Here is a 23383-nt window from a genome sequence, read left to right on the forward strand (position 1 = left end):
GGTTGAATGCGGTATGCGGATCAGTTCGTCGCGCTCGGATCGAGACGGCCCTCGGTGTCGAAGCGCAGCAGCGTCGGAACGTCGACCTGCGGGCGTGCGACGCTGTAGCCGCGTTTCAGGGACATCACGAAGCCGAGCACCGCGGCGACCGCGACGTAGAGCTCCTCGCGGATCACCTGGCGCTCGCGCGTGGTGTAGTAGAGCGAACGTGCGAGCGCCGGATATTCAAGCACCGGCAGCGCCAGCTCGGCGGCGAGTTCGCGCATCGCGAGCGCCTTTTCGCCGCGGCCCTTGGCGACGACGATCGGTGCCGAAGCCTCTTCGGGATTGTACGACAGCGCCACCGAGAAGTGGGTCGGGTTGGTGACCACGAAATCGGCCTTGCGCATCGCCGAAGACATCGCGCCCATCGCGATCTCGCGCTGGCGGCGCTTGATCGCGCCCTTCTTTTCGGGCGAGCCTTCCTGTTCCTTGCCTTCGTCGCGGACTTCCTGAAGCGTCATCTTCAGGCGGCCCATGCGGCGGATCAGCTGGATCGGGAAATCGGCGAGCGCGATGATAACGAGGCCGAAGGACAAGGTGAACAGCAGCGAGATCAGCGCGTCCCAGCCATAGGTGAGCTGTGCATGGAGGTTGGCCTGGCCGAGGTGCAGCAGGCCGGCAACGCGGCCGCTCGCCCAGAACCAGGCCATGGCACCGAGCAGGCCGACCTTGAGCAGGCCCTTGCCGAGCTCGATCAGACCGTTGGGGCCGAACATGCGCTTGAGCCCCGAGGCCGGGTTCATGCGCGAGGCCTTGGGCGCCAGATTTCCCGGAAGCCAGCGCCCGGGGCCGAAACCGAGCTGCGAGACCAGCGAGAACAGGATCACCGCGACGCCGAGCAGCAGGACCGGGGGCATCGTCATCATCATCAGCGAGAACAGGATCGGGCCGGAGTCGAAATGTTCGAGCGTGGCGCGGTCCCAGGTGAAGCCCGTGCGCAGCGCGTTGCTCATGCCGTCGAACACCCAGGGGCCGGCGAACTTCAGCCAGATCACGCCGACCAGCATGCCGACGGCGGTGGCGAGTTCCTTGGAGCGAAGGACGTCACCGTTCTTCGCGGCATCGTCGATGCGCTTTTGACTAGGGGCAAAACTCTTTTCGCCGGCGCTCTCGCTCATTTGACCAGCACGCTCCGCGTTTCGGCGAGGGCATTGGCCGACAGGTCGGTCATGCGATCGGTGATGAGGGGGAAGGAGATGATCAGCGCGGCGATACCGGCGAGCACGCCCGCGGGCAGGCCCAGCGCGAAGAGGTTGAGCGCGGGGGCCGAGCGGCTGAGCACGCCCGTGACCACCTGGACGACGAGCAGGACCAGCGTGACCGGCAGCGCGATCGCGACGGCCGTGGCGAACATCGTCGTGGCAAAGCCGGCGATCGTCGCGAACTTCTCGGGCCCGAGCCAGGTCTGGCCCGGGGGGAATACGGTGTAGCTGTCGATCACCAGCGAGAGCCAGTGGAGGTGGCCGCCGAGCGCGAGGAAGATCAGGGTCAGGATCACCGCGAAATACTGGCCGAGTGCGGGCGACTGTACGCCGCTGTTGGGATCGACCGTAGAGGCCATGGCCATGCCCATGCCGCCGCCGATGATCTCCGCGGCGATCGTCGGCGCCGCGAAGGACAACTGCAGCACGAAGCCGAGCGTCAGGCCGACGAGTACTTCGCCCATGACCATCAGCAGGCCGTTGGCCGAGAGCAGTGCCGGCGGGGCCTGTATGGGCAGCCAGCCGCAGACGAGGACCGCGACGGCGCCCGTGACGATGACACGCACCTGCACCGGCACCGAGTTCGCGCCGAAGAACGGGGCGGCCATCATGGCCGCGCCGATCCGCGTCATCACGAACATCCAGCGCCAGAATTCGGCTTCGATCGTACCGAAACCGAAGTCGATGTTGATCACCGGGTGACCTGCGCGATCTGAGTGAAGATTTCCTTCGTGAAGTCGCTGATCAGCCCCATCATCGAGGCGCCGAAGACGACCAGGACGAAGGCGGTGACCGCGAGCTTGGGCACGAAGGTCAGCGTCTGCTCGTTGACCGAGGTGGCCGCCTGGACGATGCCGACGATCAGACCCACGGCGAGCGTGGTGATCAGGATCGGCGCCGAGGCCAGCGCGGCGACCCACAGCATGCGGTCCGCGAGCGCGAGGAAGTGCTGCGACTGTTCCATGGCGGCTTATCCGAAACTCGAGGCCAGCGAACCCATCAAGAGCGCCCAGCCGTCGACGAGGACGAAGAGCAGCAGCTTGAACGGCATCGACACGATCGCGGGGCTCATCATCATCATGCCGAGCGACATGAGGACCGACGAGACCACGAGGTCGATGACGAGGAACGGAAGGAACAGCATGAAGCCGATCTGGAACGCGGTCTTGAGCTCGCTGGTCACGAAGGCCGGGAGCAGGATCGAGAAGGGCACGTCCTGGGGCCGGGCGAACTTGGGCGCCTTGGCCATCTCGGCGAACATGGCGAGATCGTTCTCGCGCGTCTGGCGGATCATGAAGCCGTGGAACTCGTTGCCCCCCAGCTGGATCGCCTGGGCCGCGTTGATCGTGCCCGCCGAATAGGGGGCGATCGCGTTGGCGTTCACCTTCTCGAGCGTCGGCGCCATGACGAACAGCGACAGGAACAGCGCCAGCCCGATCAGCACCTGGTTGGGCGGCGACTGTTGCAGGCCGATGGCCTGACGCACGATCGAGAGCACCACGAGGATCCGGGTGAAGCTGGTCATCATCAGGATCAGGCTGGGCAGGATCGTCAGCAGCCCCATGATCAGGAGCAGCTGGAGCGACATGCTCATGCCGGTGGGCGTCTGACCGTTCATCGCGCTGAAGGCGCGGTCGAGCGCGCCGGGAATCGCTGCCGCGGCCGGGGTCGGAGCGGCGGGCGCGCCGGCCGGAACGGCCTGAGCGAAAGCCGCGACGGGCGCGGTCAGGAGGAACAGCGACAAGGCGGCAAGAATTTGCCGCTTGCGTTGCCGCATTGCCGGCAGCCTCATGCCGTTTCTCCCGCGATCGTGACGTCGACCGATCGGGCCCGCGCCGGCGCTTCCGCCAGGCGGGTCAGCCCGGTGCGCGAGGCGGAGACGAGGATCTCACGTCCGTGGAATTCGATGACGGCGAGCTTGAGCGTCGGCGAGAGCATCGTCGTTTCGACGATCCGCACCGACTTGGACCCGCCACCGGCTCCGGCGCGCTCCTGCATCTTCTGCGCGAGCTTCAGGCATCCCCAGGCGAGGAGGGCGATCAGCGGCAGGAGGATGAGAAGCTTCAGAATGTACCAGAGCACGGCCTTATTCGCCGCCCAGAGCGGGCGCGGGCGCGCTGGCGCCGGCCAATTCGACGATGCGGAGGCCAAAACGGTTGCCCTGCGCGACGATCTCACCCTTGGCGATAGCCTTGCCGTTGACCATGACGTCGAGCAGTTCGTCGGTCAGGCGGTCGAGCACGACGACGCTTTCCTCGCCGAGCGAGAGAACGTCCTTGAGCTTCATGTCGACGCGGCCGAGTTCGACCGACAGGCGGACGTCGACGTCCTTGAGGAAATCGAAGCCGCGGGGGTGGATGGTCATTGCAAAATCCCTTCTTGCTGTGACCGGTCCTTTAGAAAGCCTGAGAGACCTGGACCGCTACGCGATCATCCAATGCACCAATCGTGCCAGTTGCGATGGTCTTGTCGCCGACCTTGAGCGGGATGCTGCGCGCCACAGCCACCGGGATGATCTGACCGGGCTGGAGATTCGACAGCTCGGCGAAGCCGATGCGCATGTCGACCAGTACCGCACTGATCGTCAACGGCACCGCGCCGAACGGTTCATGGGCGGGGTTCGAATTGCCGGCGCGGGCCACCTTGGGGGCGCTGCGCTCGCCTTCGCCGAACATCTTGATCAGCGCCGTGCGGGGAATCGCCACGGTGACCGTCCAGGGCGCGCGGCCCGGATCGTCGACTTCGAGCGTCAGCACGCCCAGTTCCTCGCCGTCGGCAAAGGGGGCGAGCTGGTTGATGCAGCCGTCACGGCGTACGGGCTGGACCGCGCCGCCGAGGCCGAGCGCCTGGCCGAGTGCCTGGACGACGACAGCTTCGAGCCGTCCGATCATCAGTTCGGCCGAAAGCGGGAAGGACGTGGGCAGCGGCGAGGGCGCCACGCCGCGGCCGCCGAATGCCCTATCGACCATGCGGAGCACGGCTTCGGCGTCGAGCGAGGCGAGCGCCGACATGTCGGGCGCGCCCAGAGTCAGCAGGGCGTTGGCGGCGAGCGGGGCGATGGTCTCGCCCAGTTCGCTCATCGTGCATTCGCGCGGGCCGGTGCTGCGCACCAGCGGCGGTTCACCCGCCGACAGCGGCGCCAGAGCGGCCGACAGAACGCGCGCAAGTCCATCGCCCAGGCGCGTCAGCGCGGGGGCGATCTGGACCGGCGCGGCGTCCTGCGAACGCAGCAGCTCCGGGCAGTGTTGTGCCGCCATACGGTCGGCAACAAAGGCGCGCTCAGGCTTCATCTGTTCTCAAATCACTGAATGATGAAGGATTTGAAGTAGACGGCGTCGACCCCGCCAAACCCTTCGGTCTGGTTGAGGACCTTGTTGATCGCCGCGGTCATTCGCTTCTGCAGGCGATCCTTGCCTTCCATCGTCGTCACGTCCTCTTCGGGCGTATCGGCCAGGACTTCGAGCAGCGCCGAGCGGATCGCCAGCTCGTGCTTCTTGATCCACATCAGCACGCGGCCGTCGCGACGGGTCGAGCAGGCCAGCGCGACCTGGACCAGCGATTCGGACTGCTTGAGGTTCGACGTGAATTCCTCGGCGAAGCTGTAGTAGGCAGTGCGATATTCGCTGCCGCCTTCACCCTCGACCTCGGGCCCGCCGGCGCCTTCGCCTTCCTTGGCGTCGCCGCTCTTGACCTCGAAGGGATCGACTTCGCCCTTCTTGATCAGCTTGGGCTTGTTGTCTTCCTTCTTTTCCTCGTGATGGCCACCACCGATGACGCCCGCAGCCATCAGGCCGAAGGCACCGCCGCCGCCGACGCCCAATAGCGCCACGCCCATGATCACCTTCATCATCATGCCGCCACCCTTCTTGGGCTTGGCTTCCTTTTCAGGTTTATCGCTGCTCATTGTCTTCCTCTAGCGCTGGATATCAGGGCCGGATTGCGTCAGGCGTAGATGCCGCTGCGCGTATCAGCGGTATCGTCGATTATGGTTGATTTCTCGTTAGCGCGGACGGTTCGGGTTTCTCCCTGGAACGATCCGCTGCGATCGTCGCCATCGCCTTGACCGAAGGCCTGCGATTGCGACTGTGATTGGCCGGCCAGGCTGGCGCCCTGCTGCTGGAGCTGGCTCCCGGTATCCTGACGCTGTGCGTCCTGGCGCTGCTGGTTCTGGCGGTCGTCGCTCGAGGTCTGCGCCTGGGCGGAGGCGGCCGTGGCCTGGACCGAGGCGGCGAAGTCCGGATCGGCGCTGGTCATCGAGACCGACAGGCCCTTCGAATCCTGGTCGATGCGGAGCGAAACCTGGCCGAATTCGGCGTGGTTGAGCGAAGCGTGGACCGTGTTCGGGTTCGCGGCTTGGCGCGCTTCGACCAGGCGGTCGACCAGCGTGGCGAAGTCATGGCCCGACTGCACGGCCGTGGTGGTCGGCGCGGTGCTGACCGAGGTCACGGTCTGCGACAACGACTGGCCGTCCTGTGCGTTCAGCACGGTCGGCGTGGCGACGGCGGCGGGCGTTGTCGTCGGCGCCTGCGTGTCGCCGGCGGCGATTCGCGTGTCCGACTTCTTGCTCTCGCCCTGGAGCGATGCGTCGGCGGTCACCTCGACCCTGGCGGCCTTGGGGGCGGGGCTCGTGGTGTCGGTCTTGGCGGCGGCGGCCGGTTCGGTCGCCTGGGTCTGCGCCTGCGCCTGCTGGTTGGTAGTCAGCGTCGCGAGCGTCGAGGGCTGTTCGCCCGAGGTCGCCTTGCCGGTGGCCTGGCTGCCCGAACGCTGGCCCTCGGTCGTCTTCGAAGAGCTGTCGGATGCGGTCGCCTGGCCATTGACCTGTGCGGCCAGCGCGGCAGCGGTCGAGACCGTGGCTGCGGTCGGCGTCAGCGTCGCAGCGGCGGTGGCGGTGGCTGTCGGTTGGGCGGCCTCGGCGACCATCTTGGCCAGCGCCGGATCGGCCTGGATCGCCGCGGCGGCGGCCGGGTCGAGCGTCACCGTCGGTGCAGTCTGCGGCTGGCCGGCAGCTTGGGTGGTGGCCTGGGTGTTCTGCGTCTGCAGCGCGAGCGCGGCGGCGATCGCCGGCTGGCTGGTCGTGGGCATGGTGCGGATCGCCTGGGCGGCACTGCCCTGACCCAGTGCATCGCCAGTCGCGGTCGGAGTGACGGTCGGCGCAGCCGGCGTCTGTGGCAGCTGGATCGCGACGGGCACGACGAGGCCGGGAAGGAGGATGTCGGCGGTCGGCAGAGTCAGCGCGGCATCGACTGTGGTCTCGCCGTCTTCGCCGGTGCCGTCGCCGATCTTCGCGGCGGCATCGGCCAGGGCGGCAGCGGCATCGGCAACTTCGCCCGGCAACTTCTTGCCGGCAACGCTGCCGGCCGCCTGCCGGATCTGCAGGCCCAGTGCTGCCTGTAGAGCGGCTGCCGGATCGACGGCGCCTTCGGCATCGGGAGCGACCTTGGAGTCGAGGAGTGCGGCAAAGTCCCCGGAAGCCGCGGCATCGTCAGCCGGCGCAGCTTTGATCGCCGTGGCGAGCGAGATGCTGCTGGAGACGGACGGGGCGGCATTCTGGATCATCGGAGTCATTTCCTCGCACTTGGTGCAGGATACTATTCAAGACCCGTGCCAGATTTCTTCTTGCCGCTGAGAACGGGCGCTACGCTGCCCTTGGCGATGATCCGGGCCTGGTGCGTGGCGCGCTCTTCGACGACTGCGCGGCGGCGTTCGGCCTGGCTCAGCGCCTGCATCTTGATGTCGGCGATGCGGCGCGCATTGGCCGCGTCGTTCGACGTGTTCCGCGAGATGCCTTCGAGGCCGCGGGCGAAAGAGTTGACCGCCTGGAGCGAGGCCGCATCGCGCACGCCGGTGCGGTTGGCGTATTCGGCCGCCATCGAACGCGTGCGCTCGGCCAGAGCCTCGAGCTGCGCGAGCGTGCCTTCGGCCTGGGCGGCTTCGGCCGCCGCGGTCTGCTTGGCGATGGCGCGGACCCGCTCGAGACGGTTGAGCCGCTTGAGCCGGTCGCGTTCGGCTTTCATTATTGCAGCAAGTGCGTGAGCTGGGCGACGCAGTCATCGAGCCGGATGACTTCGCCGCGCGCCTGGCAGAGGAAGGCGACGAGCTGTTCGTGCATGGCGATCGCGCGGTCGAGCTGCGCGTCGGCGCCGGCGCGATAGGCACCCATCAGCACGAGGTCGCGGTTGGCTTCATAGTTGGCGACGAGCGCACGGAACTGGCGGGCCAGCTTCTCGTGCTCGGGCGCGACGATGTCGTTCATCACGCGGCTCAGCGAAGCGGCGATGTCGATCGCCGGATATTGGCCGCGCTGCGCGAGATCGCGCGAGAGGACGATATGGCCGTCGAGGATCGACCGCGCGGTGTCGACCACCGGATCGTCCTGGCTGTCGCCGTCGGCGAGCACGGTGTAGATCCCGGTGATCGAACCGCCCGAAGCGGCCGAATTGCCGGCGCGTTCGACGAGCTTGGTGATCATTGCGAGGGCCGACGGCGGGTAGCCGCGCGCCGCACCCGGCTCGCCCAGCAGCAGGCCGATCTCGCGCGCGGCGTGGGCACAGCGCGTCAGACTGTCGAGGATGAGCAGCACCTTCTTGCCCTGGGCGCGGAAATGCTCGGCCATCGAAGTGGCAAGCATCGCGCCGCGCAGGCGCAGGTTGGGCGCGTGGTCGGCAGGCACCGCGACCACGACGGTGCGGTGCCGTTTGGTGGTATTCATGTGCTTTTCGACGAAGTCCGAGACTTCGCGCGCGCGCTCGCCGATCAGACCGACGACGACGATCTCGGCTTCGGCACCATGGGCGATCATGTCGAGCAGCACCGATTTGCCGACGCCCGAGCCGGCCATGATGCCGATGCGCTGACCGATGCCGAAAGTGGTCATCGCGTTGAGCGCGCGGATGCCGACGTCGAAGCTTTCGCGGACGGGGCTGCGGTCGAGCGCGCCCGTGCGGATGCCGCCCGAGGGCCATTCCATACGGCTGTGGATCGGGCCGAGGCCGTCGATCGGCTGGCCTTCGCCGTCGACTGCGCGGCCGAGGAAGGCATCGCCCACGGGCAGCATGCCCGGCCGACCTTCGGGCCGGACGCGGGCGCCGGGGCGCAACAGGACCGAATCGCCCAGCAGCATCATCAAGGTGCGACCGTTGCGGAAGCCGATGACCTCGGCCGAGAGCGTCTCGGTCGAGCCCTGGAGCACGCGACACAGCGAGCCGACCGGTATCGACAGGCCGCTGACCTCCAGCAGACCATTGTCGCAAGCGACGACCATACCATACCGGCGCGGTGTCAGACTAACCGGATTGGCAGAAAGATCGTCAAGAATAGGGTCAAATAGGTTCAGCACTGACGCCCTCCTAGCATTGGCTCAGGGCCTCTTCGATGGCGCGACGCCAGAGTTCGGGGCTGTCCTCGACACCGCCGGTCGCGGTCTCGACGCGGATCGCGCCGCGTTCGAGCGCGCCGTCGGGCACGACGTGCCATTCCTCGGCGAAGCGCTGGCTGATCAGCGCGATGTCCTCGGGGTGCAGGCGAACCACGCGTTCGTCGTCGGCGCGCGAGAACAGAGCGACCGCGCGTTCGATCCGGTGGATCAGCGCGTCCTCGTCGATCGTCAACGGGGCCAGCGCGGCTTCGCAGAGCGCGGCGACGGTGGTGCGCAGCTTCTGGCGCAGGGCCTCGGCGAGCTCGCCGTCGAGCCTGGCGAAGGAGAGTGCGAGACCTTCGGCAGCCTCGGCGTCGATTGCGGCCTGTTGCGCCGCGAGCGCCTGCGCCTCGGCCGCGCCGGCGGCATAGCCCTCGGCGAAAGCGACCGTGACGGGGTCTTCGGGCTCGAAATGCTGTTCGGGCTGCGGCTCGGGCGCAGCATAGCTGGCACCGCCGCTGAGCGAGACGAAGCGCGCGTCGCTGCGGAAACCGCTGCCGCTCGAGACCGTCCCGAAGGACAGGCCTGCCGTGAACTGGCCGTCAGACATATTCGTCGTCGCCACCACCACCAACACCGAACACGATCGTGCCTTCGGACGAGAGACGACGGGCGATCGCGACGATCGCCTTTTGCGCCGCGACCACGTCGGCCAGCTTGGTACGGCCGCGCGCCGCGATCTCGTCCTTGACGCCGTCGGCGGCGCGGCTCGACATGGCGGCGAAGAACACTTCGCGTTCCTCTTCGGAGATGCCCTTGAGCGCGTCGATCAGCGAATCGTTGTCGACCTCGCGCAGCAGCGAACCCATCGCCTGCGCGTTGAGCACGAAGAGGTGCTCGAACTTGAACATCTCGCTCTCGATTTCCTTGGCGAGGATTTTGTCGAGCTTCGTGATCTCGGGCATGACGCGCTTTTCCATCGCCTTGCCCGCATTGTTGATGATGTCCGCGGCTTCCTTGGCGCCGCCCATGGTGAGCGCGGCTCCGGCGCCGCCGTGGCATTCGCCGATCTTGCGGGTCAGCAGCTCTTCGAGCATCTGCAGCGCTTCGGGCGAAACCGGACCCAGCGTGGCGATGCGGTGCACCACCTCGGGCTGGATCTCGGTCGGCAGCGAGTGCAGCACTTCGGCCGCGACCTCGGGATCGAGCTGGACCAGCAGCACGGCGATCGCCTGCGGATGCTCGCCCTTGACCAGCGGCATCAGCGACTTCGGCGTCAGCCAACGCGCGAGTTCGAGATTGGGCGCGCGTTCGGGCGTCGGCTGGATGCGCTGCATCAGGCCGTCGGCCTTGATCTCGCCCACAGCGCGCGTCATCAGCGAACGCACGTGACCGACACGATCGTGGACGATCATGCCCATCTTCTCGGTGCGATCGACGAAGTTGGCGATGGCGTGAGCGATCACCTCGGGCTGGATTTCTCCCAGCGCGCACATCTTCTCGCCGAGGAGGCGCAGCTCGTGCGGTTCGAGCTGCGACAGGATCGTCGCGGCCTGATCGTCCTCGAGCAGCATCACCATGACCGCGGCGCGATCGGCGTCATCGTAGGGGATGGTGGTTTCGGCGTTCATTGTGCGACGGCCTCAGGAGCGGGCTGGTTGAGCATCTGGCGGAGCGCGACGACCGCGCTTTCGGGCTTCTCGGCGACGATGCGCTGGGCGAGACCGACCTGCTGGCTCAGCAATTCGGCATCGACCACACCGGTCTCGGCGTCGATCATGGCTTCGGCGGGAAGCGCGGCGGGGATGGGTTCGGCTTCCGCCAGTTCAGCGTTTCCCTCGGCAGCCTCACCGCCAGCTCCGGCCGCGCCGCCATTGGCGCCGCCGGCGGCGGGCTCGCGCTTCAGCGCTTTGATCAGCGGGCGGACGCCCAGGAGCAGGACGAGCAGCACGGCGATCAGCGCGACGACATTGCGCACCACCGTGGCGAACCACGGCGCTTCGTAGAAAGGAGTCTCGACGTCGGGGATCGATTCGAAGCTGCGGGTGATGACCGCGACCTGGTCGCCGCGGGCCGGATCGGCGCCGACCGCGGCGCTGACGAGCTGCTTGATCTGATCGACGTCGGCGGCCTTGCCGTTCTTCATCGCCTTGGCGCTGAGCGCGACCGCGACCGAGATGCGCTTGAGCTTGCCCGGCGTCGTGTTTGCGACGGCGACCTCGCGGCCCAGTTCGTAATTGCGCGTCGTGCTCGAGTCCGAGCTCTGCGGGGTCGGCGCGCCGGGTGCCGGCGTGGGTGTGCCCTGCGGCGGCGCGGCCTGGGCGGTGGTCGGCGGCGGCGGCGTGTTCGAGAGCACGCCGGGGATGCCGGCGGCCGCCTGGGCCGTGGAGGTCTGCGACTGCTGCTCGGTCTCGCTGCGGACGACGCCCTGCTTGTCGTAGCTCTCGCGCGCCGAGGTGACCTGATCCATGTCGAGTTCGACCTGGATCTCGCTCGAGAAGTTGCCTTCGCCGAGCATCGGCGCGAGCAGCGCCGAAACCTGGGTGCGCAGCTTCTCTTCCATGCGCGTCTGCAGTTCGAGGCGATCGCTGTCGGCCTTGCTCGTCTTGTCCGAGAGCAGACGGCCGTGCTGGTCGACGACGCGGACCTGGTCCGGCGTCAGACCGGGGACGGAGCCCGCGACGAGATTGACGATCGCCATGACCTGGCTGTCCGAGAGCTGGCGGCCGCGCGTGAGGCGGACCATGACCGAAGCCGTCGGCGGCAGGTTGTCGCGCACGAAGACCGACTTCTCGGCTTCGGCGAGGTGGACGCGGACCGATTCCACGCCGTCGATCTCCATGATCGTCAGCTGCATGTCGCGCTCGCGGGCCGAGCGCATGCGCTCGCCTTCGAGCTCGCGGCTCGCGCCCATCGGCAGCTTGTCGAGCATCTGGTCGCCGCTCTCGGGCGCCGCGACGGCGCCATTCTGGGCAACCAGCATGCGTGCCTTGTAGAGATCGTCCTCGTTGACGGTCAGCGCGCCGGTGTCGTTGTTGATCTTGTAGCCGATGTTGGCCTTTTCCAGCGCGTCGACCACGCTTGCGCGTTCGCTGTCGTCGAGCTGGCTGTAGAGCGTGCGCTGCGGTGCCGGCGCCAGGGTCATGTAGGTCAGCGCCACCGCGCCCAGCGCCGAGGCGCCGAGGAACACGGGGAGCATCTTCTTGACCGCACTCTGGCCGGTGAAGGTCTTGAGACGCGACATGGCGTTGCCGCCCGCCGGATCGGTGAGCGGCGCCAGGACCGAGCCTTGCGGCGTGGCAGGGACGAGATCACTCATTTATCAGACCCCCATCCGCATAATTTCTTGATATGCGGTCAACAGACGGTTTCTCACCTGAAGCGTGGCTTCGAAGGCGACGCTCGATTCCTGACGGGCCAGCATGACCTTGGCGACGTCGGTGACTTCGCCGCGCTGGTAGGCGTCGGTGATCGCTTCGGCATTCTGCTGCTTGCCGTTGACGCTATCCAGGGCGGACTTGAGCGCGTCCTGGAAGCCGCCGGCCGGACCGTTGGTCTGCGCGGGAGCCTGGGCGCCCTGCGGACCGTGGAGTTGCTGCAGGATCGTCGACTTGTCGATGATCTGCTGACGCATGGCGATGATCTGCTGCACGCCGGCGGCGTTGCCGGCTCCGCTCAACGGGTTCATCTACGACCTCCTGCCACGGCGAGACCGGCTTCCCGGAAGGAAGCGAGGCGGTAACGCAGGGTACGTTCCGAAATGCCGAGCTGGCGGGCGGCCTGAACGCGGCTGCCACCGCAGGCTTCGAGCGTGGCCATGATGGCGCGCGCTTCGGAGAGCTGGACGATGTTCGACAGGCGCTTGCCGCCGGCCTGAGCCTCGGCCGCTGCCGGCATCGTGGGCATCGACACCGAACCCACGCCCATCGGCGCCGACATTTCGGCGGGGACCAGGCGGGCAGTGCCGTCGAACACGATGTGCTCGGGGCCGACCTGCGGCTTGCCATCGGCGAGCAGCAGGGCGCGGCGGATCACGTTCTCGAGCTCGCGGACGTTGCCCGGCCAGCCGTGGACCTTGAGCAGCGCGATCGCGGCGTCCGAGATCCAGGGCAGGGCGCGGCCTTGCGGTGCGTGGCGGAGCGCCAGTGCGAAAGCGAGCGGGGCGATGTCCTCGGGACGGTCACGCAGCGGCTTGAGCGCCAGCGGGAAGACGTTGAGGCGGTAGAACAGGTCGGCGCGGAAGCGGCCTTCGGCGACTTCGGTCGGAAGGTCGCGGTTGGCGCAGGCGATGATGCGGACGTCGACCTTGATCGGCAGGGTCGAGCCGATCGGCACGACTTCGCCTTCCTGGAGCGCGCGGAGCAGCTTGGCCTGGAGCGTGATCGGCATCTCGGCGATTTCGTCGAGCAGCAGCGTGCCGCCGTGGGCCGCGCGGAAGAAGCCTTCGCTCGACGAAGTGGCGCCGGTGAAGGCGCCCTTCTGGTGACCGAACAGCAGGGCTTCGAGCATGGCTTCGGGCATCGCGGCGCAATTGACGGCGACGAAGGGCTTGTCGGCGCGGGGGCTGCGGGCGTGGATGAAGCGGCTCAGCACTTCCTTGCCGGTGCCGGTCGGGCCGTTGATCAGCACGGGGATCTCGCTGGCGGCCAGGCGATCGGCGAGAGCGAGCACCGAAAGGCTTTCGGTGTCCGAGGCGATCGGCATGCCGGGCTTGGCGGCGCAGGCGAGCAGCGCGGCGAGGGCGGCCTCACCGGCGGGTTCGTCGTAACGCAGGCGGAAGCGCTGGGCGCCTTCGCGGATGATCTCGGGCGAAGCGTTCTGCTCGAGGGTGATGACATGCGCCTGACCTGCCTGCGGCGAGCGGTCGTTCACGTCGCGCAGTTGCGTCGTGGTCCCCAGGGCCTGCGCTGCGGCAATTGCCGAGGCGCGCTGCACCAGGGGAGCGTGCTGCTTTGCCACCACGTCGCTGAATTCCATTCCGGTCATCTTTACCCTCGGATTAACCATGCTGCGTAACCCTCTTTCGCGCATGGACGGCAAAGACATCGGTAATTTAAGCCTACGTGTTTTCCCCTATTTTGCCGTTTTTTCGGCAAGCGCTTGCCGGACCGGCAAGCGCGTTATCGCCCATATAGGGCTCCCGCGAGCGGCGGCGGACCCGGCAACGATTTGCCGCACCGGCAATGAAACCGGCACTTAATTTCCGCTTTCGCCTGCCGATCTAGCTCCTGGCAGCCGCATCGAACGCACTCGGTCGGCACCCCCTTTCGGGTCTACTACGGGAGTTAGACATGGCAGTTATCAACACGAACATCGGCGCGATGAAGGCGGCTAACGCCGGCAACTCCGCGGCCAAGGCTCTGGGCAACGCGATGGAGCGTCTGTCGACCGGCAAGCGCATCAACAGCGCCAAGGACGACGCCGCCGGTCTCGCGATCGCCACGACCATGACCTCGCAGGTCCGCGGCATGACGCAGGCCATCCGCAACGCCAACGACGGCATTGCCCTCGCTCAGACCGCCGACGGCGCGCTGAACGAAGTCACCAACATGCTGCAGCGCGTCCGCGAGCTGTCGATCCAGTCGAAGTCGGGCACCTACCAGTCGTCGGACCGCACCAACCTGCAGGCCGAAGTCACCGAACTGACCAGCCAGATCGACGACATCCTGACCAACACCAAGTTCAACGGCGTGACGCTGTTCGACAAGACCTCGTCGGGTTCGGTCACCGTGACCATCCAGGCCGGTTCGGACTCGACCAACACGATCGATCTGAAGATCAAGGGCATCGACGGCACCAAGGTCAACGCCACCGCGCTCGACGTCTCGACCGCTTCGAAGGCCGGTGACACGGTCGGCAACGTCGACACGGCGCTCGCCGCGATCAACACCACGCGTGCTTCGCTGGGTGCCAGCCAGAGCCGCCTGGAATCGGCGGTCAACAACCTGACCAACAACGTGACGAACCTGTCGGACGCTCGCAGCCGCATCGAGGACGCCGACTACTCGGCCGAAACGACCGCGCTCGCCAAGGCCCAGATCGTCAGCCAGGCTTCGACGGCCATGCTCTCGCAGGCCAACCAGTCGGCGCAGAGCGTCCTCTCGCTGCTCCGCTAAGAGCACCGACGAGACCGAATACGACAACCAACGACTACACAACCGATTGATCGACTGCCGCGGGTCCCTTCCCCGCGAAACACCAGAGCCCGGCGTCACAGCCATGATCCGCCGGGCTCCCGTTTCCGTCTCCCGAACGCGACTAGTTCCCGCGTTCGCATCGGAAGCAGGCGATCGACAGGACAAAACAGCCGGTCCCTTCCCGGCACTCGAGCTCGGTGGCCGCCATGACCACCGGGCTCTTTTCTTTTGCGGACGGGCGGCAGATCTCGCCGCCTTTTGCCGGCAAAGGTTAATCCGGCAACGGCGCTTCCGGCGCCTCGAGGATCATCGGCGCATAGGTCCGCCGGACGAAAAGCCACTGCCCATCCTCGCGCACCAGTTCATCGTCGTAAGAGCCGAACAGCTTGAACAGGCCGCCGGCCTTCAACTGGACGATCTCGCGCGCATAGGACCGCGCAACCGCGGCATCGCCATCGACGCGGATCCAGCCGATCTCGCCCCAGAAGGCGACCGCGTCCCAATCGGCCCAGAGCCTGTCCCACTCGGCCCGGCGCGCGGCCGCGCCGGCGCAGGCGAACATGTGCGAGTTCCATTCGCCGGCCTCGGTGAAGCAGGTGTTCCACGCCTCGCGGTCGCCGCGGCAGCTCGCATCGCCGTAGAGGCCATAGAGCTCGCGGATCAGCAGGCGGTCTTCGAGCGGGCCGGTGTTCGCCATCGTGTCTCTCCCTTATTCGTCGCGCATCGTGCAATCACCGGCGCGCGCGGGCAAGCGGGAGAGGGTCAGCGGCACTCCACGGTCAGGTGGGCCAGTTCGTGGACCGGCGCCAGCCGCGCGCGGATCGTATCCTGTGTGACGCCGGCGCGCGCGACGACGCTGACGATCGCCGCACGCGCCTCGGGGCCGACGCGCCAAACGTGGAGATCGGCGAGGCGGGCGTCGCCGGGCGCCTCGACCAGTTCGCGGACTTCCTGGGCGACATGATCGTCGGTGCGGTCGAGCAGGACCGCGGCGGTGTCGCGCATCAGGGTCCAGGACCAGCGCGCGATGACCACGGCGCCGACCAGCCCCATGACGGGGTCCATCCACAGCCAACCCAGATAGCGCCCGGCGAGCAGCGCTGCGATCGCCAGGAGCGAGGTCAAGGCGTCGGCCAGGACGTGGACGTAGGCCGAACGCAAATTGTTGTCGCCGGCGTGCGCGTGGCCATGAAGATGGTCGTGGTCATGCCCATGCCCATGGTGGTGCCCGCCCGAGAGCAGCGCGGCGCTGACCAGGTTCACCGCCAGGCCGACGACCGCGATCAGGGTCGCCTCGCCGAAGGCGACATGGATCGGCTGGAACAGCCGTAGGGCCGATTCCACGCCGATGCCCAGCGCAATGAGCCCGAGCGCCATGGCCGAAGCGAAGCCGGCGAGATCGCCGACCTTGCCGGTGCCGAAGCTGAAGCCGGGATCGCGCGCGTGGCGCCGGGCATAGGCATAGGCCGCTGCGGCGACCGTGAGCGCGCCCGCATGGGTCGCCATGTGGAAGCCGTCGGCGAGCAGCGCCATCGAGCCCGTCCAGTAGCCGGCAAGGATTTCGCCCACCATCATCAGCGCGGTCAGCATTACGACCCAGCGCGTGCGCCGCGCATGATCGTCGTGCGCGGCGGCGAGGAAGACGTGGTCGTGGTCGGGGAGCGAGCTCATCGGGGCGTTCACTTCGCGTAGCGGCGGATCACCGCCATCAGCTCTTCCGCACCGGCGGCGCGTTCGGCGTCGCTGAGGCCCGGCAAGGCGACATGCTGTTCGAGATGATCGGCGATGATCTCGTCGAGCAGGCCGTTTACCGCACCGCGCACGGCGGCAACGAGGTGGAGCACGTCGCCGCAGCTTGCATCGGCAACCAGCGCGCGTTCGATCGCGCCGACTTGCCCGGCGATCCGACGCACGCGCGGCAGCAGGTCCGTGCTCTTTTCAGAAAGATGTCCCATATAGGGGTACCCCCTACCCCTATATGGCGAAAACAGCAATGATTGGTGATCAGAGCCCGGCCTCTGCGGCGAGGCGCGCAACCAGTTCGGCGGCTGGCAGGGCGCGGCTCAGCGGCGCGCCCTGTCCTGCCCATTGCGCGCCGAAGCCATGCTCGCCCGCGGTTTTGGCCGCGGCGTTAAGCGCCTTTCCGGCATCGTAGGCGATTGGATAGGCGGGCACCTGTCGTTCCGCCTCGGCGCCCCATGTGGTGAAGCGGTTCGCCAGGCACCGCGCGGGCCGGCCCGAGATCACGCTGGTCATCACCGTGTATTCGGCCGCCTTGCCGGCCATGGCCTCGCGATAGGCTTGGTCGGCGCTGCTTTCGGGGCAGCGGACAAAGGCTGTGCCGAGCTGCGCGGCCACGGCGCCGAGATCCAGCGCGGCGCGAATGCCCTGGCCGTCCATGATCCCGCCGGCAGCGATCACCGGCAGGTCGGCGCGGGCGACGAGCAGGCGGGTGAGCGCCAGCGTCCCCAGTCGGTCGTCGGGCGCTTCGGGATCGAACACCCCGCGATGCCCGCCGGCCTCCCAGCCTTGTGCGACCACCGCATCGATCCCGGCGGCCTTGCACAGCGCGGCCTCGGCCAAGCTCGTGGCCGTAGCGACCAGAAGGCTACCGGCACCTTTCAGCGCGGCGATCCGCGCGGCATCGGGCAGGCCGAAATGGAAGCTGACCACCGGCGGCGCCTGTTCGACCAGAAGCCGCAACATGGCGTCGTCATCGCCGAAGCTCTGGTAGATCGTGCGCAGTTCCTGGGGCGGGACGGCGCCATAGCGGGCGAACAGCGGTGCGAGCTCGGCGAGCCAGGCGGCTTCGCGCGCGGCGTCGGGCTGCGGCGTCGCGTGGACGAAAAGGTTCACGTTGAATGGGCGTGCGGTGAGGGCGCGCGTCTGCGCGATCATCGCCCGTGCGCCGGCGGCATCGGTCGCGCCTACGGCGATCGAACCGAGCGCACCGGCGTTGGAGACCGCGGCGGCGAGCTCGGGCGTCGAGGTGCCCGCCATGGGCGCCTGGATGAGAGGAAGCGACAGTCCGAACTCGGCGATCCAGGTCATCGCCTGAATCTAGGCGAGCATGCGCCGTAAGCAAGAAGGGGGGTCCCCCGAAGCCGAGCTCAGGGGCTCGACCTCGGGGGGAGGGGCAATCAATCCTGCAACAGGATGGATATGCGTCGGTTGCGGGGGTCCTGCGGATTGTCGCGGACCAGCAGTTCGCGGTCGGCGACGCCTTCGATCCGGCGGAAGCGGTCCTCGGCGATGCCCGAGCGCATCAGCGACTGGCGTGTCGCTTCGGCACGGCCGGCGGAGAGCGACCAGTTATTGGCCGCACCCGACTTCCATGGCAGCGAATCGGTATGCCCGCGGATCGTCAGGCCACCGCCCTGCGGCGCGACGGTATCGCCGATCACCTTCAGCAGCATCGAGGCATCGGGGGTCAGCACCGTGGTGCCGAGCATGAACATCGAGAAGTCGGCGTTGTCGACCAGGTCGATGCGGATGCCCTGCGTGGTATCGACCATGCGGACCTGCTTGGCCAGGCGACGCAGCGCTTCGCTGGCCTGCATCTTTTCCTGGAGTTGCTGCTCCATCTTCTTGACGCGCGAACTGTGACCGCTGCCTTCCTTCGGGCCGCCCGTGGCGTCCCGCGGGACCGTCATCGAACGGGTGCCGGTCTGGCCGGCGCGGTGCGGGTAGTTGTCGACGTCGGTGATCGACGAGCCGCCGAGCAGGCCGGCGGCCGAGCCCGCGCTGCCTTCGCGCGTCTTGACGAGCGTGGGCGAGAAATAGTCGGCGATGCCCTTGCGCTGCTTCTCGGTGGTGGCACCGAGAATCCAAAGCAGCAGGAAGAAGGCCATCATCGCGGTCACGAAGTCGGCATAGGCGACCTTCCAGGCGCCGCCGTGGTGTCCGGCGGCGACTATGGTGATCTTCTTGACGATGACGGGTGTCGGCAGTTCCTGCTTGCCACCCTTCTTGGGCGCAGCCATGGCTTAGCGGCCTCTCATCGCGTCGAGGAGTTCCGAGAGCCCCGGACGGAAGGCGTGGCCCAGGCCCGAACGGGCGCTTTCGACCACCAGCGGCTGAGGCCAGCCGTGGAGCGAGGCGACGATCACCTGCTTGACCGCGTGGAAGATCATCTCGTCCTGCTCGTTCACCTGCTTGAGGCGTCCGGCGATTGGGGCGACGATGCCGTAGGCGAGCAGAATGCCGAGGAAGGTACCGACGAGCGCCGAACCGATCATGCCGCCCAGGATGCTCGGCGGCTTGTCGATCGAGCCCATGGTCTTGACCACGCCGAGAACGGCCGCGACGATGCCGAGTGCCGGAAGCGCGTCGGCCAGGCCCTGGATCGCATGCTGCGGTTCGTGCAGTTCGTGGAAATGCGTCTTCATCGCATTGTCCATGACCTCTTCGACGGCGTGGACCTCGAGCGTGCCAGACGAGACGACGATCAGGGTCAGCGTGTCGGCGATCAGATCGACGAGCGGCTTGTTGCCGAGCAGGCGCGGAAATTCGGCGAAGATCGCTGAGCTCTTGGGATCCTGGACGTGGCTTTCCAGCGCGACCGGGCCTTCGCTGCGCAGCAGCTTCATCAGACGCGTCGTCAGGATGATGACGTCGATGTGATCTTGCTTGTTGTGCTTGGGGCCTTTCGCCGCGCGCAGGAAGCCACCGCCGAAGGCCTTGAGCTCGTGCATCGAGTTGCCCGTCACGATGGCGCCGACCGCGGCGCCGCCGATGATCAGCATTTCGTGCGGGATGGCGTGCATGACCGGGCCGAGGGCACCGCCGGTGAGGGCGAAACCGCCGAACACCATGACCAGCAGGATCACGATACCGATAGCTACGAACATTGGATTAGGCCCCTTGGAAGATCAGTATGCGTCAGTTGAGCATCGAGAACAGTGTCAGGCTCGACAGCTTGGTGAAGCTGGCCTGGCTGGCCTCGAGCACGGTCATCGTCTGCTGCAGCTCGGCGATGGTCGACGGCAGGTCGGTCGCGCCGATGCGCGTCTGCTCGTCGGCGCGCAGCTCGCCCAAATTGGTGCGCCGCTCCGTGGTCAGGTCGATCCAGTTGAGCCGCGAGCCGACCAGGGTCTGGCTGGTGGTGATCTGATCGAGGCTGCCTTCGAGCATCGAGATACCGTCGTTCGCCATCTTCTGGCGATCGCCCACGCCGGTCTGAAGATCGGCGGCCAGCTTCTGGAGTTTGGTGAGGATGTCGTTCGGCTCGGTGCCGAGGATCTGCCGGCCCGTCAGGCCGCGGCTGATCGACTGACCATCGCCGAGCGCGAGATCGCCGGCGCTGAGCGTGCCGATGTATTCAGGTTTGCCTGTAACGGTGTTGAGTTGATAGGCATCGCCCGCGCTCTCGCCGCCGAACAGCGCATGGCCATTGGAATCGCGCGAATTCGCGAGGTTGACCATATTGCCGAAAATCTGCTCGATCTCGTAGCCGATGCTGGCGCGCTGTGCATCGGTAAGCGTACCGTTGGCGGCGTTGTTTGCGAGCACCTTGGCATTCGTGATGTAGTCGGCAAAGGTCTTGAGCGCTGAATCGGCCAAGGTCAGGTCGGCGCTGGCGCGACCTGCATTGCTCTCGTCGATGTTGGACAGCTTGTCGGTGCGCGCCAGCATGCGCAGCCGCGAAGCGGCCACGGGATCGTCGGACGAGCGCGCAAGCTTGTCGCCGCTGCCCAACTGCGCCTGCAACGCCTCCGCGCGGCTGCGAAGGCCGCCGATGTCGTTCTTGGCGCGGTCGTAGAAGGCGCTGGTGCTGGTGCTGATCGAAGTCATCTACGGTCTCACTTGATGCCCAGGATCGAATCGAAGATTTCCGACGCGACCTGCATGACCCGGCCCGATGCCTGGAAAGCCTGCTGATAGCGCACAAGGTTTGCCGCTTCGTTATCGAGGCTGACGCCGGCCTGAGCCTGGAGCGTGATCTTCGCCGTGCTGGCGATGGCGTCGAGCGCGTCGCGCGTAACCTTGCGGCCCTGGACGGCGCTCGAGATCGTGAAGATCAGCTTGTCGGTCTTCCCCGCGGGATCGACCGAGGAAATGCCCGACATCAGCGCGGCGAGGTTCGACTGGTCGCGGCTGCCGGCATTACTGACCAACGGAGTCAACGGAGCCGTCGCGATCTTGGCGCCGTCCTCGAAGGCGAGCTTGATATTTGCCGCGGTGATCGCCGTTCCCGAGGAATAGGTGAACATCGCAGTGCCTTGGTCGCCGTTCAGATCTTCGCCGTCGTCCTGGATGTCGTTGACCTTGGCGGCCAGCGTGCTCGCGATCGTGTCGAGACCCGTGCGGACCTCCTTGAGCTTGTCGAGCGCCTGCTGCTTGCCGACGAGCCCGCCCGAAGTCGGCGTCACGGCGGCGCCGTCGATCTTGAACGAGATCGTGCCGTCGGTGGCGCTCACGTCCATGCTGAAGGTCTTGGCCGTGCCGTTGCTGACCAGGTCGACGCCGCCGACCTTGACCGAGACGGTGTCGTCGGCGTTGAACGTGGTCGCGACGTCGACGTACTTGCTCATTTCCTCGAGCAGGTGATCGCGCTGGTCGAGCAGCGTGGTCTGGTCCGAGCTGGCATCCGCGGCGCGCGTCAGGCGCAGGTTCACTCGGGCCAGTTCGGCCGAGAGGATGTTTATCTGATTGACGCCGTCGGTCGCCTCGAACTGCAGGCCCTGACCCGCCTGGTCGAGGCTCTGCGCGGCGATGTTCATCGTGCGCGTCATCGTCCGCGCGCTTTCGACCACCGAAGCGCGCAGCGCCGGGTCGGTCGCATCGGAGGCGAGCTGCTGGAGCGAGCTCTCGAAGCCGACGACGGCGTTGTAGACGCCCGACTGCTCGAGCGCGTCCTCGATGTTCTCGAGACCGCTTACCTCGGCATTGGCGCGCGCCGAGTCGGAGCCGGTGCGACGCACTTCGGCCTGGCGGAACATGTCGGCGTTGCGGACCAGGCGCTCGATGCGCACGCCCGAGAGGGAGATGTCGGCAGCGCGGCCCGTGCCACCCGCCGAGGAAACCTCGGCCTGGATGACCGAGCGACGGATGTAGCCGTCGGTCGAGGCGTTGGTGATGTTCTGCGCGGTGACGTCGAGCGCCGCGCGCGCGGCCATTGCGCCGCTCTTGCCGATCGAGAGAAGGTCGGATGCCACGTCTTATGCTCCCTGCTTCACAGCCGTGTCGGCACTGTCGGCCGTGTTCGTTGCATCAGCCGTCTTCGCGGCCTCGTCGTTGCCGAGCAGACGCGCGAGGTGCGTTTCGATCATCTTGCCGAGGCCGAAGGCGCCGGTGTCCGAAGCGATGTCGGCGAAGCGCTCGTCCTGCATCTGGCGGAAGGTATCCATGCCCTTGCCGCCCATCAGGCTGTCTTCGCCGCCGAAGCTGGTCTTGCGCGCGGCGGCGAGCATCTGGCGAATGAAGATCGCTTCGAACTGCTTGGCGACGCCGGTCAGCTTGCCGCTGTCCGCCGCGCCTGCCGTGGTGGCGGACGCGGTGGTGGAAGCGATCGTCGGAGTGCTGATCGTGGTCATGTCAGATCACCACCATCTCGGCCTTGAGCGCGCCGGCCTGCTTGAGCGCCTCGAGGATCGCGACCAGGTCCGAAGCGCCGACACCCAGCAGGTTGAGCGCATCGACGATCTTGGCGAGCGACGCGCCGGGCTTCATCAGGAGGACCTTGCCGCCTTCGTCGGTGGTCGTGATGTCGCTGTTCTGCTGCGTCGTCGTGCGGCCCTTGCTGAAAGGCTCGGGCTGGCTGACGGTCGGGTTTTCGTCGACGCGGACGGTGAGCTTGCCCTGGCTGATCGCCGCGGGGCTCAGGCGCACCGCGCTGTTGATCACGACGGTGCCCGTGCGGCTGTTGACGATCACCTTGGCGGCGGTCTCGGCCGGGGTCACTTCGATCATCTCGATCGCGGCCATCACGCTGGCGCGGGTGTTGACGTCCTGCGGCAGCTTCATCGCGATGGTCACGCCGTCCTCGATCGCGGCAGTGCCGGGCATGAAGCGGTTGACCGCATCGCGCACGCGCGTGGCGGTGAGGAAGTCGGCGTTGAACAGGTTGTAGCGGATCATGTCGCCGTTCTCGAAACCGGTGGCGACCGCGCGCTCGACCGAGGCGCCATCGGCGATGCGGCCGACGGTGGGAACGTTGACCGTGAGCATCGAGCCGTCCTTGGCCGAAACGCCGAGGCCGCCGACGGCCAGGTTGCCCTGCGCCATGGCGTAGATCTGACCGTCGGCGCCCTGGAGCGGCGTCATGATCAAGGTGCCGCCGCGCAGGCTCTTGGCCTTGCCGATCGTCGACACGGTGATGTCGAGGCGCTGGCCGGGCTTGGCGAAGGCGGGCAGGTCGGCCGTCACCATCACGGCGGCGGCGTTCTTGAGGCCCGGCGCGACGCCGGCGGGAAGCTGCAGGCCCATGCGGCCCGACACGCCCTTCATCGCCTGGGTCAGATATTCGAGGTTGTCGTCGCCCGTACCAGCGAGGCCCACGACGACACCGTAGCCCGTCAGCTGGTTCGAGCGCACGCCCTGGTAGGTGCCGAGATCGCGGACGCGTTCGGCGTGGGCGGTCTGCGGACCGAGGAAAGCGAATGCCGCGAGCAGGCAGGCCCACATCATGGAATCCCGCATCAGCGAGC

At 67.1% G+C, this 23383-nt stretch carries 28 protein-coding genes; 2 read left to right on the forward strand and 26 right to left on the reverse strand.

What is annotated here, in order from left to right; all coding sequences use genetic code 11:
- Positions 1 to 20: 20 nt before the first annotated feature.
- From WG901_RS12620 to WG901_RS12695, 16 genes are read right to left on the reverse strand one after another with little or no spacing between them, the layout of a single operon-like run.
- The gene (locus tag WG901_RS12620; protein WP_339587423.1) at positions 21 to 1160 is read right to left on the reverse strand and encodes an EscU/YscU/HrcU family type III secretion system export apparatus switch protein; all 1140 of its coding nucleotides are present in this window, start codon (positions 1158 to 1160) and stop codon (positions 21 to 23) included.
- Positions 1157 to 1939 (reverse strand): flagellar biosynthetic protein FliR, encoded by a 783-nt coding sequence (fliR, locus tag WG901_RS12625; protein WP_339587424.1) that lies wholly within the window; start codon positions 1937 to 1939, stop codon positions 1157 to 1159. Before fliR ends, WG901_RS12620 begins: the two co-directional genes overlap by 4 nt.
- Positions 1936 to 2208, reverse strand: a complete 273-nt coding sequence (locus WG901_RS12630) for a flagellar biosynthetic protein FliQ (RefSeq protein ID WP_339587425.1) — start codon at positions 2206 to 2208, stop codon at positions 1936 to 1938. The genes fliR and WG901_RS12630 overlap by 4 nt, the downstream gene beginning before the upstream one ends.
- Before the next feature lie 6 nt (positions 2209 to 2214).
- Positions 2215 to 3036 (reverse strand): flagellar type III secretion system pore protein FliP, encoded by an 822-nt coding sequence (gene fliP / locus WG901_RS12635; protein WP_339587426.1) that lies wholly within the window; start codon positions 3034 to 3036, stop codon positions 2215 to 2217.
- A complete protein-coding gene (locus WG901_RS12640) occupies positions 3033 to 3326 on the reverse strand; it encodes a flagellar biosynthetic protein FliO (protein WP_339587427.1) in 294 nt (97 codons plus the stop codon). The genes fliP and WG901_RS12640 overlap by 4 nt, the downstream gene beginning before the upstream one ends.
- A 4-nt stretch (positions 3327 to 3330) precedes the next feature.
- On the reverse strand, positions 3331 to 3609 hold the full coding sequence (gene fliN / locus WG901_RS12645) for a flagellar motor switch protein FliN (RefSeq protein WP_264444039.1): 279 nt from the start codon (positions 3607 to 3609) through the stop codon (positions 3331 to 3333).
- A gap of 31 nt (positions 3610 to 3640) precedes the next feature.
- Positions 3641 to 4534: a FliM/FliN family flagellar motor switch protein gene (locus tag WG901_RS12650; RefSeq protein WP_339587428.1), complete on the reverse strand. Its 894-nt coding sequence runs from the start codon at positions 4532 to 4534 to the stop codon at positions 3641 to 3643.
- An 11-nt stretch (positions 4535 to 4545) separates the two neighbouring features.
- The gene (locus tag WG901_RS12655) at positions 4546 to 5148 is read right to left on the reverse strand and encodes a flagellar basal body-associated FliL family protein (RefSeq protein WP_339587429.1); all 603 of its coding nucleotides are present in this window, start codon (positions 5146 to 5148) and stop codon (positions 4546 to 4548) included.
- Positions 5149 to 5186: 38 nt separating this feature from the next.
- The gene (locus WG901_RS12660; protein ID WP_339587430.1) at positions 5187 to 6800 is read right to left on the reverse strand and encodes a hypothetical protein; all 1614 of its coding nucleotides are present in this window, start codon (positions 6798 to 6800) and stop codon (positions 5187 to 5189) included.
- A 32-nt stretch (positions 6801 to 6832) separates the two neighbouring features.
- Positions 6833 to 7258 carry a hypothetical protein gene (locus tag WG901_RS12665; RefSeq protein WP_339587431.1) on the reverse strand — a complete coding sequence of 142 codons (426 nt, stop codon included), beginning with the start codon at positions 7256 to 7258 and terminating at the stop codon, positions 6833 to 6835.
- A complete protein-coding gene (locus WG901_RS12670; protein WP_339587432.1) occupies positions 7258 to 8580 on the reverse strand; it encodes a FliI/YscN family ATPase in 1323 nt (440 codons plus the stop codon). Before WG901_RS12670 ends, WG901_RS12665 begins: the two co-directional genes overlap by 1 nt.
- A gap of 10 nt (positions 8581 to 8590) precedes the next feature.
- Positions 8591 to 9208: a FliH/SctL family protein gene (locus tag WG901_RS12675; RefSeq protein WP_339587433.1), complete on the reverse strand. Its 618-nt coding sequence runs from the start codon at positions 9206 to 9208 to the stop codon at positions 8591 to 8593.
- A complete protein-coding gene (gene fliG / locus WG901_RS12680; RefSeq protein ID WP_339587434.1) occupies positions 9201 to 10229 on the reverse strand; it encodes a flagellar motor switch protein FliG in 1029 nt (342 codons plus the stop codon). Before fliG ends, WG901_RS12675 begins: the two co-directional genes overlap by 8 nt.
- Positions 10226 to 11917: a flagellar basal-body MS-ring/collar protein FliF gene (gene fliF, locus WG901_RS12685; RefSeq protein ID WP_339587435.1), complete on the reverse strand. Its 1692-nt coding sequence runs from the start codon at positions 11915 to 11917 to the stop codon at positions 10226 to 10228. The genes fliG and fliF overlap by 4 nt, the downstream gene beginning before the upstream one ends.
- A gap of 3 nt (positions 11918 to 11920) precedes the next feature.
- Positions 11921 to 12286, reverse strand: a complete 366-nt coding sequence (gene fliE / locus WG901_RS12690; RefSeq protein ID WP_339587436.1) for a flagellar hook-basal body complex protein FliE — start codon at positions 12284 to 12286, stop codon at positions 11921 to 11923.
- Entirely contained in the window at positions 12283 to 13584 is a 1302-nt protein-coding gene (locus WG901_RS12695; protein WP_339587437.1) for a sigma-54 interaction domain-containing protein, read from the reverse strand. The genes fliE and WG901_RS12695 overlap by 4 nt, the downstream gene beginning before the upstream one ends.
- A gap of 19 nt (positions 13585 to 13603) precedes the next feature.
- On the opposite strand from WG901_RS12695, the gene WG901_RS12700 reads away from it, so the two are divergent.
- The gene (locus WG901_RS12700) at positions 13604 to 13798 is read left to right on the forward strand and encodes a hypothetical protein (protein ID WP_339587438.1); all 195 of its coding nucleotides are present in this window, start codon (positions 13604 to 13606) and stop codon (positions 13796 to 13798) included.
- 91 nt (positions 13799 to 13889) lie between these two features.
- Positions 13890 to 14714, forward strand: a complete 825-nt coding sequence (locus tag WG901_RS12705; protein ID WP_339587439.1) for a flagellin N-terminal helical domain-containing protein — start codon at positions 13890 to 13892, stop codon at positions 14712 to 14714.
- Between the two features lie 292 nt (positions 14715 to 15006).
- Here WG901_RS12705 and WG901_RS12710 read toward each other — a convergent pair whose 3' ends face one another.
- The 10 genes from WG901_RS12710 to WG901_RS12755 all read right to left on the reverse strand — a co-directional run bounded on the left by WG901_RS12710 (position 15007) and on the right by WG901_RS12755 (position 23363).
- On the reverse strand, positions 15007 to 15432 hold the full coding sequence (locus WG901_RS12710) for a nuclear transport factor 2 family protein (RefSeq protein WP_339587440.1): 426 nt from the start codon (positions 15430 to 15432) through the stop codon (positions 15007 to 15009).
- A 65-nt stretch (positions 15433 to 15497) separates the two neighbouring features.
- Positions 15498 to 16406 (reverse strand): CDF family Co(II)/Ni(II) efflux transporter DmeF, encoded by a 909-nt coding sequence (gene dmeF, locus WG901_RS12715; protein ID WP_339587441.1) that lies wholly within the window; start codon positions 16404 to 16406, stop codon positions 15498 to 15500.
- Between the two features lie 8 nt (positions 16407 to 16414).
- Positions 16415 to 16690 (reverse strand): metal/formaldehyde-sensitive transcriptional repressor, encoded by a 276-nt coding sequence (locus WG901_RS12720; RefSeq protein WP_339587442.1) that lies wholly within the window; start codon positions 16688 to 16690, stop codon positions 16415 to 16417.
- Between the two features lie 49 nt (positions 16691 to 16739).
- Positions 16740 to 17786 (reverse strand): NAD(P)H-dependent flavin oxidoreductase, encoded by a 1047-nt coding sequence (locus WG901_RS12725; protein ID WP_339587443.1) that lies wholly within the window; start codon positions 17784 to 17786, stop codon positions 16740 to 16742.
- A gap of 89 nt (positions 17787 to 17875) precedes the next feature.
- Positions 17876 to 18718: a flagellar motor protein MotB gene (locus WG901_RS12730; protein ID WP_339587444.1), complete on the reverse strand. Its 843-nt coding sequence runs from the start codon at positions 18716 to 18718 to the stop codon at positions 17876 to 17878.
- A gap of 3 nt (positions 18719 to 18721) precedes the next feature.
- The gene (gene motA, locus WG901_RS12735; RefSeq protein ID WP_339587445.1) at positions 18722 to 19585 is read right to left on the reverse strand and encodes a flagellar motor stator protein MotA; all 864 of its coding nucleotides are present in this window, start codon (positions 19583 to 19585) and stop codon (positions 18722 to 18724) included.
- A 31-nt stretch (positions 19586 to 19616) separates the two neighbouring features.
- Complete coding sequence (locus WG901_RS12740) at positions 19617 to 20528, reverse strand: flagellin N-terminal helical domain-containing protein (RefSeq protein WP_339587446.1); 912 nt, start codon at positions 20526 to 20528, stop codon at positions 19617 to 19619.
- 8 nt (positions 20529 to 20536) lie between these two features.
- On the reverse strand, positions 20537 to 21892 hold the full coding sequence (gene flgK, locus WG901_RS12745; RefSeq protein WP_339587447.1) for a flagellar hook-associated protein FlgK: 1356 nt from the start codon (positions 21890 to 21892) through the stop codon (positions 20537 to 20539).
- Positions 21893 to 21895: 3 nt separating this feature from the next.
- Positions 21896 to 22270, reverse strand: a complete 375-nt coding sequence (locus WG901_RS12750) for a rod-binding protein (RefSeq protein ID WP_339587448.1) — start codon at positions 22268 to 22270, stop codon at positions 21896 to 21898.
- A gap of 1 nt (position 22271) precedes the next feature.
- On the reverse strand, positions 22272 to 23363 hold the full coding sequence (locus WG901_RS12755; RefSeq protein WP_339587710.1) for a flagellar basal body P-ring protein FlgI: 1092 nt from the start codon (positions 23361 to 23363) through the stop codon (positions 22272 to 22274).
- Between the last annotated feature and the right edge of the window lie 20 nt (positions 23364 to 23383).

Origin of the sequence: Novosphingobium anseongense, assembly GCF_037482895.1 — a bacterium.
In the GTDB taxonomy this organism is placed as follows: Bacteria; Pseudomonadota; Alphaproteobacteria; order Sphingomonadales; family Sphingomonadaceae; genus Novosphingobium; species Novosphingobium anseongense.